The organism is Citrobacter sp. S55_ASV_140 (assembly GCF_018919505.1).
GTDB classification, from domain to species: domain Bacteria; phylum Pseudomonadota; class Gammaproteobacteria; order Enterobacterales; family Enterobacteriaceae; genus Citrobacter; species Citrobacter werkmanii.
In genome coordinates, this window is record NZ_JAHLQZ010000019.1 from 1 (window position 1) to 15,234 (window position 15,234).

Here is a 15,234-nt window from a genome sequence, read left to right on the forward strand (position 1 = left end):
CGCAACCACAAGACCTCCACCAAAACGACGCAAAGTATTTTCGGGGAGTTGCGCCATCGCGGAGATCATTTTCTTCCATGCGCCGGGATAAAGCATCGGACCCAGACCTTCCAGCACCAAAACCAGCGCGAGTGCCAGCCAAATTGTTGAATTCATCCATCGTCCTTATATAAAAAAGAAAACCACCGCATCCCTGGGGACGCCGGTGGTTTTGCTGGTTTAAAACCGCTGAAACTATTTTAGCGTGTCGCGGTATTCGGTGTCTTCATGTAGCGGAAGAAATCGCTGTCCGGGCTCATGACCATCACGTCCTGGTTACCTTCGAAGCTCTTCTCATAAGCACGCAGGCTACGGATGAAGGCGTAGAAGTCAGGATCCTGGCTGAACGCGTCGGCAAACAGTTTAGCGGCTTCTGCATCGCCTTCACCGCGCATAATGCGGCCCTGACGCTCAGATTCTGCCAGCGTTTTCGTTACTTCGTAATCCGCCGTTGCACGCAGTTTTTCCGCTTCTTCCTGACCTTGTGAACGATGGCGACGGGCTACCGCTTCACGCTCAGCGCGCATACGGTTATAGATAGCCTCAGAGACTTCCGCAGGCAGGTTGATTTGCTTAATACGCACGTCAACCACTTCGATCCCCAACGCCGCCATACTGTTCGGGTTGATGACCGGAACTTTACCGTTCGTTTCAGCCTGAACACGCTCAGCCGCTTCGGCAATCGCACTATCCGCCGCCGGCGTCGCGACTTCATCTTCCGTACCAGCAGAACCGGAGTTCAGCGCGTCACGGACTTCCAGAGTCAGACGACCACGGGAATCGGTAACGATGTCTTTCACGTCGAGACGACCGATTTCAGAACGCAGACGGTCAGAGAACTTACGTTTCAGCAGGACTTCTGCCTGAGAAACATCGCCACCGCCCGTTGCCAGGTAGTAACGGCTAAAGTCACTGATGCGCCACTTGATGTAGGAGTCAACGATCAGGTCTTTCTTCTCTTTGGTGACAAAGCGATCGGCCTGGTTGTCCATGGTCTGAATACGCGCATCCAGCATCTTCACTGATTCAATAAACGGAATCTTGAAGTGCAGGCCAGGTGCAACAACCAGCGGCTTGTTTTCATCGTCACGCAGAACTTTACCAAAGCGCAGCGTAATACCGCGCTCGCCTTCTTTGACCACAAAGACAGACATGAACAGAACTACCAGAACGATGATGATAATCGCAATAACTGACTTACGCATCGTTATTCCCCCTGACGCTGGTAGTCGTTACGCTGCGCGTTCGCGCGGCGTTGGTCCATAATATCGCCCTGACTGGTGGACGAGGTGTTGCTTGCTCCAGTGCTGGAGGTCGTCGCTGGCGGCAGACGCAGCAGGTTTGAACTGCTGTCACTCTTTGCTGCTGGCGCACTACCGCCTTTCAGCATTTGATCCAGCGGCAGAACCATCAGATTGCTGCCTTTATCGTTAACCAGGACTTTGCGGGTATTGCTCAGCACTTTTTCCATGGTCTCGATATACAGACGCTCGCGAGTAATTTGCGGCGCGGCTTTATATTCCGGCAGAATTTTCGCGAAGCGCGCCACTTCACCCTGAGCTTCCAGGATGGTTTGCGTTTTGTAAGCACGCGCTTCTTCCAGAATACGCTGCGCCTGACCGTTCGCACGCGGCTGAACTTCGTTGGTGTACGCTTCCGCTTCACGGATGTACTGCTGTTCGTTTTCGCGCGCGGCAATCGCATCGTCAAACGCAGCTTTTACCTCTTCCGGCGGACGTGCGGCCTGGAAGTTGACGTCCAGCAGGGTGATACCCATGTTGTACGGACGGATCGTTTCTTCCAGTTCACGCTGGGTATCGCTACGAATAACGGTACGCCCTTCGGTCAGGATACGGTCCATAGTGTACTTCCCGATAACGCCACGTAGTGCGCTGTCGGTTGCCTGACGCAGGCTGTCATCCGCGCTGGTTACGCTAAACAGGTAACGCTGCGGATCGGTCACGCGGTACTGCACGTTCATTTCAACGCGCACAACGTTTTCGTCAGATGTCAGCATGACGCCAGATGCGGCAAGTTCACGCACGGCTTCAACGTTGACCGGAGTCACTTCGTCGATAAAGGTCGGTTTCCAGTTCAGACCCGGCTCAACCAAATGGCTGAATTTACCGAAGCGTGTCACCACGCCGCGTTCCGCTTCTTTAATGGTGTAGAAACCGCTGGCCGCCCAGATTATGACGATAGCGGCCGCAGCGATAGTAAAGACCCGACCGCCCAGTTGCGGACGCGGACCTTGCGATGAACTACCGCCGCCAGAACCAGTACCTTTACCGCCGCCCAGACCACCGAGCTTTTTGCTCAGTTTGCGGAAGATATCATCCAGATCGGGAGGTCCCTGATCGCGCCCACCTTTGTTTCCATTTCCCTCAGGGTTGCCGCCAGGTTTGCTGCTTCCCCACGGGTCGCGGTCTTGTCCGTTATTACCGGGCTGATTCCACGCCATTTTTGTGCTCCATATTTGTTATGCGATGCTATACCTGCGTCTTTTGTGCTGCCGATGCGTTGGCTACGCAAAATCCACAAGGTATAGAGGCGAAAAAATCTTCAGGCCATATCCGTCAGATCAGACAACATAGTCTTCCAGTGCCGGTTCTTGTTTACAGAGGCGACGCCAGTCTACGATCGGCATACGAACCTGCAGACCTACGCTGCCGTCCTCCTCCATCCACTCTTTTTCTATTGCCTGAAGTTGATAAAACCGGCTTCTCAGACGCCCTTCCTGCGGCGGCAAACGCAACGTATGCTGCGCCACCTCACCGGAAAGCCGCTCAGTCAAAGCCTGAAAAAGCTGTGGTATACCTATTCCCGTTTGCGCTGAAACCCAAACGCGAATGGGTTTATTCTCTTCATCCCTGTCGATACGCGGTTCAAAGTCATCCAGCATATCGATTTTATTCATCACCAGCAGGGTTGGGATCTCATGCGCATCGATCTCCTCAAGCACCGTATCGACGGCCTCGATGTTTTCTTGCACACGAAAATCTGCTGCATCAATAACGTGCAGCAGCAATGTCGCCTGACGTGTTTCCTGCAAGGTGGCTTTAAAAGCCGCCACCAGGTCGTGCGGTAAGTGACGGATAAACCCTACGGTATCCGCCAGCACGGTTTCACCGACATCCGCGACGTCGATCCGCCGCAGGGTCGGGTCCAGGGTCGCAAACAGTTGATCCGCTGCGTAGACCCGGGCTTCAGTTATCTGGTTGAACAGGGTGGATTTTCCGGCGTTGGTATATCCCACCAGTGATACGGTCGGGACATCCGCTTTCTTACGCGACTGTCGCCCCTGCTCACGTTGCTTTTCAACTTTTTCCAGGCGCGACTGTATCTGCAAAATGCGATTACGCAGCAAACGACGGTCGGTTTCGAGCTGGGTTTCACCCGGACCGCGCAAACCAATCCCGCCCTTTTGCCTTTCAAGGTGGGTCCAGCCACGGACCAAACGCGTAGCCATATGGCGCAGTTGCGCCAGCTCAACCTGCAACTTACCCTCATGGGTTCGCGCACGCTGGGCAAAAATATCCAGAATAAGACCAGTCCTGTCGATAACCAGACACTGGCACAATTGTTCCAGGTTACGTTCCTGGGCAGGGCTTAGAGCATGATCAAAAATCACCACCGCAGCGCCAGTCGCTTTTACGGCTTCGGCAATTTCGATTGCCTTGCCTTCACCAACAAAATACTTCGGGTGCGGTGCTTTACGGCTCCCGGTAATCACCTGCATTGCTTCGACACCGGCGGAAGAGACCAGAGATTCAAACTCCTGGAGATCTTCCATATCTTTGTCTTGCGAAAAATAGATGTGTACCAGTACCGCCTGCTCACCGGCATCATAACGGTCAAACAAGCGTCAACCCCTTAATATGTATCAACGGGGAACGCAGGTTCGCTGGCTCCCCGTATGTAAAACAGCAATCAACCTTATTCGGTTTCTTCGCTGTCCTGTTGCGCAGATGAACCTTGCGCGTTGCTACCGTGATGGTAGTTGCTGCCAGTGCCGCCGGTGGCATTATTGCTGTGATGGGAAACCGGGCGAGACGGGACAACAGTAGAAATCGCGTGCTTATAAACCATCTGGCTGACCGTGTTTTTCAACAGGATCACGAACTGATCAAAAGACTCGATTTGACCTTGCAGCTTAATACCATTCACCAAATAAATAGAAACTGGAACACGTTCCCGACGCAGTGCGTTCAGGAACGGATCTTGTAAAGATTGCCCCTTAGCCATTCTCTCTTTTCCTTATATGCTTATTTGTACTTTGAACCTTTCGATTCTGAAAAATTGCGCACGATACGTTTCAATTGTACACATTCAGTTCGCGATAGCACCAACAACCTGTAATACTTCGTTTCGCGCCTGGTCAGGCTTTTCACTGTCAAGCCAGTGCACCCCTTCCCAACCACGCAACCAGGTCACCTGCCGCTTCGCCAACTGCCTCGTGGCGCAAACACCTCTATAAACCATTTCATCGTATGAAATTTCGCCTTCAATGTATGACCACATCTGGCGATACCCGACACAACGAATGGAAGGCAAATCCGTATGCAAATCTCCACGGGCAAAAAGCGCCCGGACTTCTGCTTCAAAACCTGAAGCTAACATCTGATGAAAACGCTGCTCAATTCGCTGATGGAGCAGTTCACGGCTCGCCGGGGCGATTGCAAACTGATGCACCTCATACGGCAAAGCATCTCCTGACGTTTGCGTCAGCTCCGTTAAAGTTTTACCCGAAATGAAAAAAACTTCCAGTGCCCGGGAAAGTCTTTGCGGATCATTTGGATGAATACGCGCGGCAGCTACGGGATCGATCTCCTGAAGCTGTCGGTGTAACGCATCCCACCCATGCTCTGCCGCCTGCTGCTCAATTCTGGCCCTGACGTCCGGGTCCGCCGACGGTAACGGCGACAGCCCTTCAAGCAAGGCTTTGAAATATAACATTGTGCCGCCCACCAGCAGCGGGATACGCCCCGCGGCGGTGATATCGGCCATCTCGGCTAACGCATCGCGGCGAAAATCCGCAGCAGAGTACGCTTGCGACGGATCGCGAATATCCAGTAATCGGTGCGGCGCGGCCTGTAATTCATCTGCATCAGGCTTGGCTGTACCGATATCCATCCCTTTGTAAATAAGGGCGGAATCAACGCTTATCAACTCTACAGGCAAAACTTTACGCAATTCAATTGCGAGCGCTGTTTTACCGGAGGCCGTTGGCCCCATTAAAAAAATCGCCTTTGGCAGGCTCGCCTTACGGGTATCACTCATGTTTCAGGGCATTCATTACCGAATGTAAATCAACAGGTTGTAACAGACCACCCGGCGGCGCCTTCACGAGTTGTGGGCAAAGCCGCTCAACATCCGCTAACAGCGTAATCGCCTGGGCCATGCTCCACTGCGGATGCTCGCTAATCAGGTTACGTGCAATCCACTGTGCAATATTGCCCGGCTCGAATACGGACTGCTGCGCCAGGTAGCCTATCAGTTCAGGAATCAAGATTTGTAAATTTTGTTGGCGTAAGGGTAAAGGCACTGCCCGGATGGTCACATGCTGCGCATCCAGTTGAAATTCAATGCCCAGATCGGCCAGTTGGCTCTGCCCTTTCTGCAGCGCCGCTTTTTCATCGGCGGTCACTTTTAGACGTAAAGGAATCAGTAATGGTTGGGCGCAAACAGCCCCCTGTCCCGGCGTTAATTGCGCCTGACGCAGCCAACGTTCCGCCACAGGTAATGCCAGTAACCGAATATGACCATCGCATTCGAGTAACGCGCAGTCCGCACCGACAATCGTTAGCACCCGACCAAACCCCTGACTGTTACCGGTCAGAGGAGCCGATGGCGCTTCAGATACCGGCGCTTTACGCGTTGGAACTGGCGTCTGCAGCAGTTGCTGATAAATCTCACCCTGCTGCTTTTGATATCCAGGCTGGGCATGAGGCCAGTTGGCGCCCGCCTGACGACCACCACCACCAGCGGGGGCAGAGTAGCGAGGTGCAGCAGCTTCACGCGCCGGAGCGGGCTCGGCAAAATGGTTACGTCCGGCTGCAACGCGGTTTTCCGGGATGTGCCGTGGCGCAGGTTCGTCGTCATCCGCCAACGGCAGCGGCGTTTCAAGCTGCTGTTGCAGAACGCTCAATACGCCCTGGTAGATAAAATCATGCACCAGACGCGACTGATGGAAACGGACTTCATGTTTGGCGGGATGCACATTAACATCCACCTGATGCGGATCGATTTCCAGATATAAAACAAATGCCGGCTGCTGATCGGCGCCCAGCTTATCTTCACAGGCCTGGCGGATAGCGTGGTTGATCAGGCGGTCACGCATCATCCTGCCATTCACGTAACAGTACTGGATTTCCGCCAGCGCCGTCGTTGTGTGGTGAGGATCGGCTACCCAGCCCCGTAGCGTCAAATCGCCATGCTGCCATTCAATCGCCAGCGCATGTTCCAGAAACGGCATACCGCAAATCGCGCCCAGACGGCGCTCTTTTTGTCCATCCGCAGCCACTGCACGGTACTGACGCACCACTTTGCCGTTGTGCGACAAATTAATCGTCACATCAAAACGCGCCAGCGCAATGCGGCGGATAATCTCATCGATATGATTAAATTCGGTTTTCTCGGTGCGCATAAACTTGCGCCGCGCCGGGGTGTTGTAGAACAGATCCAACACCTCCAGCGTGGTACCCACCGGATGCGCGGCGGGTTTAACCGTGACATCCATGTCGCGTCCTTCAGCATAGGCTTGCCAGGCTTCAGGCTGCTCTTGCGTGCGCGACGTCAGGGTTAAACGAGAGACCGAGCTAATACTGGCTAACGCTTCGCCGCGAAACCCAAGGCTCACGATGGCTTCGAGATCGTCAAGCGAGGCAATTTTACTGGTGGCATGACGCGCCAGCGCCAGCGCCAGCTCGTCTTTTTTAATCCCGCAGCCGTTGTCACGAATACGAATAAGCTTCGCGCCGCCGCGTTCGATATCAATATCAATACGCGTCGCGCCGGCATCGATACTGTTTTCCACCAGTTCTTTCACCACTGACGCAGGCCGTTCTACCACCTCGCCCGCGGCAATCTGGTTCGCCAACTGTGGCGGTAGAACCTGAATCGGCATGGCTAATCCTTAATTTGTTAACGTGTTGCCAGGCGACACGGCGCTGGCGGTTTGCGCCGGTGCGCCCTGCGGCCCGGTTTGCATCGGGTGCGCCTGGAAATAGTTACGTAATCCTTTGTAAATCGCCTCGGCCAGTTGCTGCTGGTAATCATCGCTCGCCAACAGACGCTCTTCGCTGTTGTTACTGATAAAGCCAGTTTCAACCAGCACTGACGGGATATCCGGCGAACGGAGTACCCCAAGACTGGCGTGTTCCGGCCGACGTTTATGCATTGAGCCAATACGTTCTAACTGACCGATCATGCTGGTCGCCACATCATACCCGACGCGTTGCGAATGACCGAACTGCAGATCCAGCACGGCCTGGCTGAGGTAAGGATCGGCCTGGCTGTTGGCCAGCACATCGCCCGCACCACCTAACAATTCTGATTGCTTCTCATGCTGTTCCAGCCAGCCAGCCATTTCACTGTTCGCCCGGCGGTTTGACAGTACCCAGACGGAAGCGCCAGTGGCATCCCGGTTTGGCGCGGCGTCAGCATGAATCGAAACCAGGAAGTTGGCGTTTTGTTTACGCGCAACGTCGGAACGTCCCATGACCGAGATGAAGTAATCGCCATCGCGGGTGAGGACGCCTTTAAACATCGGGTCATCATTCAGCAAACTGCGTAGTTTACGCGCCACGGCAATCGTGACATTTTTCTCACGCGTACCGCCGGGACCAATTGCGCCGGGATCCTGTCCGCCATGCCCGGCATCAATGGCAATAACCACTTTGTCGCCGCTATTGGTGCTGGCGCGCGCCGCAGGTCGCGTGGACGTATTACTGCTGGTAACCGCCGTAGTGCGATCGTTTTCCGCTTTAAACGGATTACGTGCAGGCTCGGCAGAGCGCGGGGCGACAACCGGCGCTTCGACACGTTTCGCAACCACCGGAGGCGGTGGAGGCGGCGGTGGCGCATCGGCCTTGATGGTAAACACGACGGTATAATTACCGCCGTTCTGGCGTTTTACGGCATCGGCTTTGCCGTTCTCGGTTAAATCCACCAGCAGGCGCAGAGACTGCGCGTCTTTTGGCGTACCGGAACGGATAGATTTGACCAGATTATTACCGCTAAACAGCAACGGTAATCCCTGAATCACACCGGTTTGTTTAATATCCAGCGCGACGGTTCGTTTCCCATCCTGCGAAACGGCGTATTCAGGATCGCCGATAAAACTCAGCGTAATCCGCGCCTGTTGATCGCCGTTGGAAACCTGAAGATCGGAGAGGCTGGCGGCCCCTGCCTGCGCGCACAGCAGGACCAGGGTTGCCATCAGCCAGTTTCTGATGCGATAAATCATCCCGCCACCCTTAAGGTTAATCGGCTAAACGCGCCAGCAATAAATCACCCGATGAGGAGACTGCGCTTACGCGCGCCTCTCGACCTTGTGCCTGGTATTCGATGTGTATTTCGACGTCCGGGTCTGGCAGAACACCTTTACCTTGTTGCGGCCATTCCACCAGGCAGATGGCATCATTGGCAAAATAATCGCGGATCCCCATAAATTCCAGCTCCTCCGGGTCCGCAAGTCGATACAGATCGAAGTGATAAACCATCAAATTATCGAGCGAATAGGGTTCAACCAGCGTGTAAGTCGGGCTTTTGACATTACCTTTGTGACCTAACGCCTGCAGGAATCCACGGCTAAAAGTGGTTTTGCCCGCTCCCAGGTCGCCGTACAAATAAATAACCGTCGCGCCGTCACAGGCTTTGGCTACCCGCAGTCCCAGGTCTAAAGTCGCCTGTTCATCAGGTAGTGGAATTACTCGATTCATCATGATAAACGTCAATCACATCAGGGTTAACAATACGCTGTAGCGTAGTAAAGAGATCGGTCGCCAGCATGCCGCGCGAACCAAAACGCGCCGCCAGCACATCCGCCGCCGCACCGTGCGCAACACATCCCGCACATGCTGCATCATACGGGGTAAGCTTCTGTCCGAGCAATGCGCCAATAATACCGGAAAGCACATCACCCATTCCGCCGCTGGCCATGCCTGCATTGCCGGTAGCAATAATACCCAACTCAGCCGGTTCAGCAGCAACAACCGTACCCGCGCCTTTCAGCACTACCACGCCTCCGTACCGTTTTACCAGACGTTGTGCACAAAGTAAGCGATCGTCTTCAATTTCTGCAATGGAACAGCCCAGTAGTCGCGCGGCTTCTCCCGGATGCGGCGTGATCACGCGATTGTGACGTTTATCGGGGTTGATTGCCAGCAGGTTCAGCGCATCGGCATCCCAGAGCATCGGTTTGCGAAAATTCTCGACCTTTTGCAGCGCTTTTTTGCCCCACTCCTGCTGACCGAGCCCAGGGCCAATGACGACAACATCCGCCCACGCCAGGCTTTCATCCAGAGTCTGCGGCGTTAGCGTATCAACCATCAGTTCCGGCCTGGCGGTCAGAATCGGAGCGATGTTTTCACTGCGGGTCAGCACTTTGACCAGCCCGGCTCCTGCACGCAGCGCCGCTTCACCGGCCATACGTATTGCGCCTGCCGTCCCGTGGTCCCCGCCGATAATCACCAGCCGACCGTGGGAACCTTTGTGCGAGGTAGGTCGGCGTGGCGTCAGCCAGTTCGCAAGCTGTAGAGCATCAAAACGTTGAATTGGCGCATTCTGCCCAGCCAGCCAGTCGTCCAGCCCAAGCGCGTTAACATGTAGGCGTCCGGTGACATCGCGCGCTTTACCGGTTAACAGGCCTGGTTTGAGCGCAATAAAGGTGACGGTATGCGCCGCATTGATGACCGCACCCGGTGTCGCCCCTGTTTGCGCCAGCAGGCCGGAAGGAATATCTATCGCCACGATGGGGGCTGGGTAAGTATTGGCACGTTCAATCAATACCGAGAGAGCCTCACGCGGCGCGTGTTTTAAGCCAGTCCCTGACAGCGCGTCGATGATGACGTCCACGCTACCAGGCCAGGTGATATCCGCAGCATGAATGACGCCACCGGCGTTAAGCCAGGCATCGCGCGCCTGCTGTGCTTCCTCCGGGAGCGGTTTGTCACTCTCTTGCGCCAGCAGCGTGACCTCAAGTCCCTGCGCTTTGGCAAGCCTTGCCACTACGTAGCCATCGCCGCCGTTGTTGCCATGACCGCACAGCACCAGCCAGTGTTGAGCGTGCGGATAGGCTTCGCGGGCGACCTGAAACGCGGCCTCTCCCGCCCGTTGCATCAGTTCGTACAACGTCAGCCCTAAGCTGTCTGCCGCCTCTCGCTCCATCCGCCTGATGTCATCGGCGTACCAGATGGAGTGTGGTATACTTGCGGGGTTTTTCTTCATTGTATGGTCCGTCATGTCAGAGCCCCTCGATCTCAATCAGTTAGCGCAAAATATTAAGCAGTGGGGGCTGGAGCTTGGCTTTCAGCAGGTCGGTATTGCCGATACCGACCTCAGCGAAGCGGAGCCCAAACTGCAGGCCTGGCTGGATCAACACTATCACGGCGAGATGGACTGGATGGCCCGTCACGGCATGATGCGCGCCCGACCTCACGAATTATTGCCCGGTACGCTACGTGTCATCAGCGTACGTATGAACTATCTCCCTGCCAACGCGGCCTTTGCCAGTACGTTGAAAAATCCCTCTCTGGGTTACGTCAGTCGCTACGCGCTTGGGCGCGACTACCATAAGCTGCTGCGTAACCGCTTAAAAAAGCTGGGCGAGATGATTCAACAACACTGCGTTTCGCTGAATTTTAGACCTTTTGTCGATTCCGCGCCCATTCTTGAGCGTCCGCTGGCGGAAAAAGCCGGGCTTGGCTGGACAGGTAAGCACTCACTTATCCTTAATCGCGAAGCCGGTTCATTTTTCTTCCTCGGTGAATTACTGATCGACTTGCCCTTGCCGGTCGATAAGCCAGTAGAAGAAGGATGCGGGAAATGTGTCGCCTGTATGACCATCTGTCCCACCGGGGCCATCGTTGAACCCTACACCGTAGATGCTCGCCGTTGTATCTCTTATCTCACTATCGAACTGGAGGGCGCTATCCCGGAAGCGTTTCGTCCCTTGTTGGGGAATCGCATTTACGGCTGCGATGATTGTCAGCTCATTTGTCCCTGGAACCGCTATTCGCAGTTGACGGTCGAGGATGACTTTAGCCCACGCAAGCAGCTTCATGCTCCGGAGTTAATAGAGCTGTTTAGCTGGAGCGAAGCGTGGTTTTTAAAAGTCACTGAGGGGTCTGCCATTCGTCGTATTGGTCATCTGCGCTGGCTACGAAATATCGCTGTTGCGTTGGGCAATGCACCCTGGGATGAAGCCGTAATTAACGCCCTGGAAAACCGTAGAGGTGAGCACCCACTTCTCGACGAACACATAGAGTGGGCGGTTGCTCAGCAAATTGAGAAGCGAAACGCCTGCGTAGTTGAGGTGCAGTTGCCGAAGAAACAACGTTTAGTCAGGGTCATCGAAAAGGGTCTACCGCGCGACGCTTAAGTCATCCACAGCTTGTGTATAAAAATAAAAACACATTGATATTCAAGAGGGAAAAAATCGTCAAGTGATCGCATTAACAATTTGAAATGATAATTAATCCAATAATTTCAATGGGTTAAAATGATACTATTAACCAGGCGAAGTTTTTTGCATTCCAGGAATAATACCCGGGCCTGTGGATAAGTCTGTTTACAAGAGTATGTCAACGACGAAACAAAACGTCCCCAACGCGATTCTTCGTTGTGGATATTTTTTTGAGGTAAGAATTTGGAGCGGGAAACGAGACTCGAACTCGCGACCCCGACCTTGGCAAGGTCGTGCTCTACCAACTGAGCTATTCCCGCATAATCTTCGTCTTTCGAACCGCTACTGCGTTGGCTGCCTTCACTCGCCTTAGTCACTTACTTCAGTAAGCTCCTGAGGACTCATTCAGTTGCCGCCTTGTCGCAATTCGAAATCCTGCGATTGGTGGTCTGTGCTTAATAAGCACTTTCAAATTTTGGAGCGGGAAACGAGACTCGAACTCGCGACCCCGACCTTGGCAAGGTCGTGCTCTACCAACTGAGCTATTCCCGCAAATCTGTACTGCTTTTGTTGCTGCCGTAACGCGTAATTCTCTGTCGTTACGGGAGGCGCATTATACGAGAAATCCGTTTAGCTGCAACCCCCCTAAAAGCGATTTTCTTGTTTTTTCGTTTAAGTGCTGAATTTATCGGCAAGTCGTTTAATTTAGCGACAATCCTGACTTAGTGCAAGCTCGCAGGAACGATTTTCGTAGGCCGGGTAAGGCGCAACCGCCACCCGGCAATCCATAAAATCAAAGCTTAATAAAATGTTCGCGGTAGTAAGCCAGCTCAGCAACCGACTCACGAATATCATCCATCGCCTGATGCGTTCCCTGCTTGGTGAAGCCAGCAAGGATCTCCGGCTTCCAACGACGCGCCAGTTCCTTCAGCGTGCTGACGTCGAGATAGCGATAATGGAAATACGCTTCCAGCTCCGGCATGTATTTAAACAGGAAACGACGATCCTGCCCGATGCTGTTGCCGCAGATAGGTGATTTTCCTGCCGGAACCCATTCTTGCAAAAATGCCAGCGTAGCCAGTTCTGCTTCGCGATCGCCCATGGTGCTTGCCTTCACGCGCTCCACCAGCCCGCTCCCGGTGTGCGTACGTACGTTCCAGTCATCCATTAATGCCAGTTGTTCGTCAGACTGGTGTACCGCAATCGTCGGTCCTTCAGCCAGAATATTTAAGTTGGCATCCGTCACCAGTGTGGCGATTTCAATAATGCGATCGCGCTCGGGATCCAGACCAGTCATCTCCAGATCGATCCAAATCAGGTTGTTTTCATTGGCACTCATGCTATTTTCCACCCTTCAGCGTCACATTCAGTGTGACTATATTCATCTAAAATTGCGTGTATCATAAATGTTTTGCCCATCATGGGCGACCAGGAGCCAGTCCGATTGAGTAAGAATAAACTCTCCAAAGGCCAACAGCGCCGTGTGAACGCCAATCACCAGCGTCGTCTTAAAACGTCCGCGGAGAAGCCAGACTACGACGACAACCTGTTTGGCGAAACCGCTGAAGGCATCGTTATCAGCCGTTTTGGCATGCATGCCGACGTGGAGTCTGCTGACGGTGATATTCACCGCTGCAACATCCGCCGCACAATTCGTTCGCTGGTTACCGGCGATCGCGTAGTCTGGCGTCCAGGTAAAGCGGCAGCAGAAGGGGTAAATGTCAAAGGCATCGTTGAGGCGGTTCACGAACGTACCTCGGTGCTCACACGTCCTGACTTTTACGATGGGGTAAAACCCATTGCCGCCAATATCGATCAGATCGTTATTGTCTCAGCCATCTTACCGGAGCTGTCACTTAATATTATCGACCGCTATCTGGTTGCCTGCGAAACGCTACACGTCGAACCGATTATCGTACTGAATAAGATCGATCTGCTGGATGCCGAAGGCATGGCCTTTGTTAACGAACAGATGGATATCTATCGCAACATTGGCTATCGCGTATTGATGGTATCAAGCCGCACGAAAGACGGTCTGAAACCGCTTGAAGAAGCGTTAACCGGTCGTATCAGCATTTTTGCCGGCCAGTCGGGTGTAGGTAAATCCAGCCTGCTCAATAACCTTCTCGGCCTGCAGGAAGCGATCCTGACCAACGATGTCTCCGACAACTCCGGTCTTGGGCAGCACACCACCACCGCTTCTCGCCTGTATCACTTCCCGCACGGCGGCGACATTATCGACTCCCCTGGCGTACGCGAGTTCGGACTGTGGCATCTGGAACCGGAACAAATCACCCATGGCTTTGTCGAATTCCATGACTACCTGGGTCATTGCAAATATCGCGACTGCAAGCATGATGCCGATCCAGGCTGCGCTATCCGTGAGGCTGTAGAAAAAGGGGAAATAGCCGAAACTCGGTTTGAAAATTATCACCGCATCCTGGAAAGCATGGCGCAGGTAAAAACGCGTAAAAACTTTTCTGATACTGACAACTGACAACTAAGCTAAGCATCGCTAGAATCGTCCCCCTTTTTCAGGATCCGGCCCATATGCCGGATCGGGAACAAATTATGGCCTGGAGGCTACCTTGTTAAACTCATTTAAGCTTTCGCTACAATACATTCTGCCGAAACTATGGCTCACTCGCCTGGCGGGCTGGGGTGCGAGCAAACGAGCGGGATGGCTGACCAAACTGGTGATCGATCTGTTCGTGAAATATTACAAGGTCGATATGAAAGAGGCGCAAAAGCCGGATACCGCCAGCTATCGCACCTTTAACGACTTCTTTGTTCGTCCCCTGCGCGACGAGGCTCGTCCAATCAATACCGATCCGAATGTACTGGTCATGCCTGCCGACGGCGTGATCAATCAGTTAGGTAACATCGAAGAAGACAAGCTGTTACAGGCCAAAGGGCACAGCTATACGCTTGAAGCGCTGCTGGCCGGCAACTATCAGATGGCGGACAAATTCCGCAACGGTACGTTTGTGACCACTTACTTATCACCACGCGATTACCACCGGGTACATATGCCATGTAACGGTATCCTGCGCGAAATGATGTACGTGCCAGGCGACCTCTTCTCTGTAAACATCCTGACAGCGCAAAACGTACCGAATCTGTTTGCCCGTAACGAACGCGTTATTTGCCTGTTTGATACCGAGTTTGGCCCGATGGTGCAAATTCTGGTCGGGGCGACTATCGTTGGCAGCATTGAAACCGTATGGGCTGGCACCATTACCCCACCGCGTGAAGGCGTAATTAAACGCTGGACCTGGCCTGAAGGCGAAAGCGAAGGGTCGGTGGCACTGCTGAAAGGTCAGGAAATGGGCCGCTTTAAGCTCGGTTCCACCGTCATCAACCTGTTCGCACCGGGCAAAGTTAACCTGGTTGAGCAATTGCAGGACCTTTCAGTCACGAAAATCGGTCAGCCAATGGCCATCTCAACCGAGACTTTCGTGACGCCAGAGGCAGAACCTGCCCCGCTGCCGAAAGAAGAGATCGAAGCAGAACACGACGCCAGCCCGCTGGTTGACGACAAAAAAGACGAAACTTAAACATAGGAATCG

At 53.7% G+C, this 15,234-nt stretch carries 14 protein-coding genes and 2 tRNA genes; 3 read left to right on the forward strand and 13 right to left on the reverse strand.

Translation table 11 applies throughout. The annotated features are described in order from the left end of the window. From KQJ18_RS05295 to nnr, 10 genes are all read right to left on the reverse strand, one after another. A partial coding sequence (locus KQJ18_RS05295; protein ID WP_216421617.1) for a DUF2065 domain-containing protein occupies positions 1–156 on the reverse strand: 156 nt, incomplete at its 3' end. Positions 157–239: 83 nt separating this feature from the next. Beyond that, complete coding sequence (gene hflC / locus KQJ18_RS05300; RefSeq protein ID WP_003830491.1) at positions 240–1,244, reverse strand: protease modulator HflC; 1,005 nt, start codon at positions 1,242–1,244, stop codon at positions 240–242. Positions 1,245–1,246: 2 nt separating this feature from the next. Continuing rightward, positions 1,247–2,500 (reverse strand): FtsH protease activity modulator HflK, encoded by a 1,254-nt coding sequence (hflK, locus tag KQJ18_RS05305; protein ID WP_069324734.1) that lies wholly within the window; start codon positions 2,498–2,500, stop codon positions 1,247–1,249. A 120-nt stretch (positions 2,501–2,620) separates the two neighbouring features. Then, entirely contained in the window at positions 2,621–3,901 is a 1,281-nt protein-coding gene (gene hflX / locus KQJ18_RS05310) for a ribosome rescue GTPase HflX (protein WP_003025589.1), read from the reverse strand. A 74-nt stretch (positions 3,902–3,975) separates the two neighbouring features. Next, on the reverse strand, positions 3,976–4,284 hold the full coding sequence (gene hfq, locus KQJ18_RS05315; protein ID WP_003025584.1) for an RNA chaperone Hfq: 309 nt from the start codon (positions 4,282–4,284) through the stop codon (positions 3,976–3,978). An 84-nt stretch (positions 4,285–4,368) separates the two neighbouring features. Beyond that, on the reverse strand, positions 4,369–5,319 hold the full coding sequence (miaA, locus tag KQJ18_RS05320; RefSeq protein WP_038636521.1) for a tRNA (adenosine(37)-N6)-dimethylallyltransferase MiaA: 951 nt from the start codon (positions 5,317–5,319) through the stop codon (positions 4,369–4,371). Continuing rightward, positions 5,312–7,165, reverse strand: a complete 1,854-nt coding sequence (gene mutL, locus KQJ18_RS05325) for a DNA mismatch repair endonuclease MutL (protein WP_085048471.1) — start codon at positions 7,163–7,165, stop codon at positions 5,312–5,314. The genes miaA and mutL overlap by 8 nt, the downstream gene beginning before the upstream one ends. A 9-nt stretch (positions 7,166–7,174) precedes the next feature. Further along, the gene (gene amiB / locus KQJ18_RS05330; protein WP_199967100.1) at positions 7,175–8,506 is read right to left on the reverse strand and encodes an N-acetylmuramoyl-L-alanine amidase AmiB; all 1,332 of its coding nucleotides are present in this window, start codon (positions 8,504–8,506) and stop codon (positions 7,175–7,177) included. A 16-nt stretch (positions 8,507–8,522) separates the two neighbouring features. After that, positions 8,523–8,984 (reverse strand): tRNA (adenosine(37)-N6)-threonylcarbamoyltransferase complex ATPase subunit type 1 TsaE, encoded by a 462-nt coding sequence (tsaE, locus tag KQJ18_RS05335; RefSeq protein WP_008786002.1) that lies wholly within the window; start codon positions 8,982–8,984, stop codon positions 8,523–8,525. After that, positions 8,956–10,503 carry a bifunctional ADP-dependent NAD(P)H-hydrate dehydratase/NAD(P)H-hydrate epimerase gene (gene nnr / locus KQJ18_RS05340; protein ID WP_216421611.1) on the reverse strand — a complete coding sequence of 516 codons (1,548 nt, stop codon included), beginning with the start codon at positions 10,501–10,503 and terminating at the stop codon, positions 8,956–8,958. The genes tsaE and nnr overlap by 29 nt, the downstream gene beginning before the upstream one ends. On the opposite strand from nnr, the gene queG reads away from it, so the two are divergent. Further along, a complete protein-coding gene (queG, locus tag KQJ18_RS05345) occupies positions 10,502–11,641 on the forward strand; it encodes a tRNA epoxyqueuosine(34) reductase QueG (protein WP_216421613.1) in 1,140 nt (379 codons plus the stop codon). The two genes, nnr and queG, sit on opposite strands and share 2 nt — an antisense overlap. A gap of 268 nt (positions 11,642–11,909) precedes the next feature. On the opposite strand, the gene KQJ18_RS05350 is transcribed toward queG, so the two are convergent. The 3 genes from KQJ18_RS05350 to orn form a co-directional block, all read right to left on the reverse strand. Next, positions 11,910–11,985, reverse strand: a tRNA-Gly gene (locus KQJ18_RS05350). A gap of 156 nt (positions 11,986–12,141) precedes the next feature. Next, positions 12,142–12,217 (reverse strand) — tRNA-Gly (locus KQJ18_RS05355). A 241-nt stretch (positions 12,218–12,458) separates the two neighbouring features. Continuing rightward, complete coding sequence (orn, locus tag KQJ18_RS05360) at positions 12,459–13,004, reverse strand: oligoribonuclease (RefSeq protein ID WP_006686300.1); 546 nt, start codon at positions 13,002–13,004, stop codon at positions 12,459–12,461. A gap of 105 nt (positions 13,005–13,109) precedes the next feature. Between orn and rsgA the strand changes: the two genes are divergently transcribed. Together rsgA and asd are read left to right on the forward strand one after the other, a co-directional pair. Then, complete coding sequence (gene rsgA, locus KQJ18_RS05365; protein WP_216421614.1) at positions 13,110–14,162, forward strand: small ribosomal subunit biogenesis GTPase RsgA; 1,053 nt, start codon at positions 13,110–13,112, stop codon at positions 14,160–14,162. A gap of 91 nt (positions 14,163–14,253) precedes the next feature. After that, positions 14,254–15,222 (forward strand): archaetidylserine decarboxylase, encoded by a 969-nt coding sequence (gene asd / locus KQJ18_RS05370; RefSeq protein ID WP_061382723.1) that lies wholly within the window; start codon positions 14,254–14,256, stop codon positions 15,220–15,222. Positions 15,223–15,234: the final 12 nt, after the last annotated feature.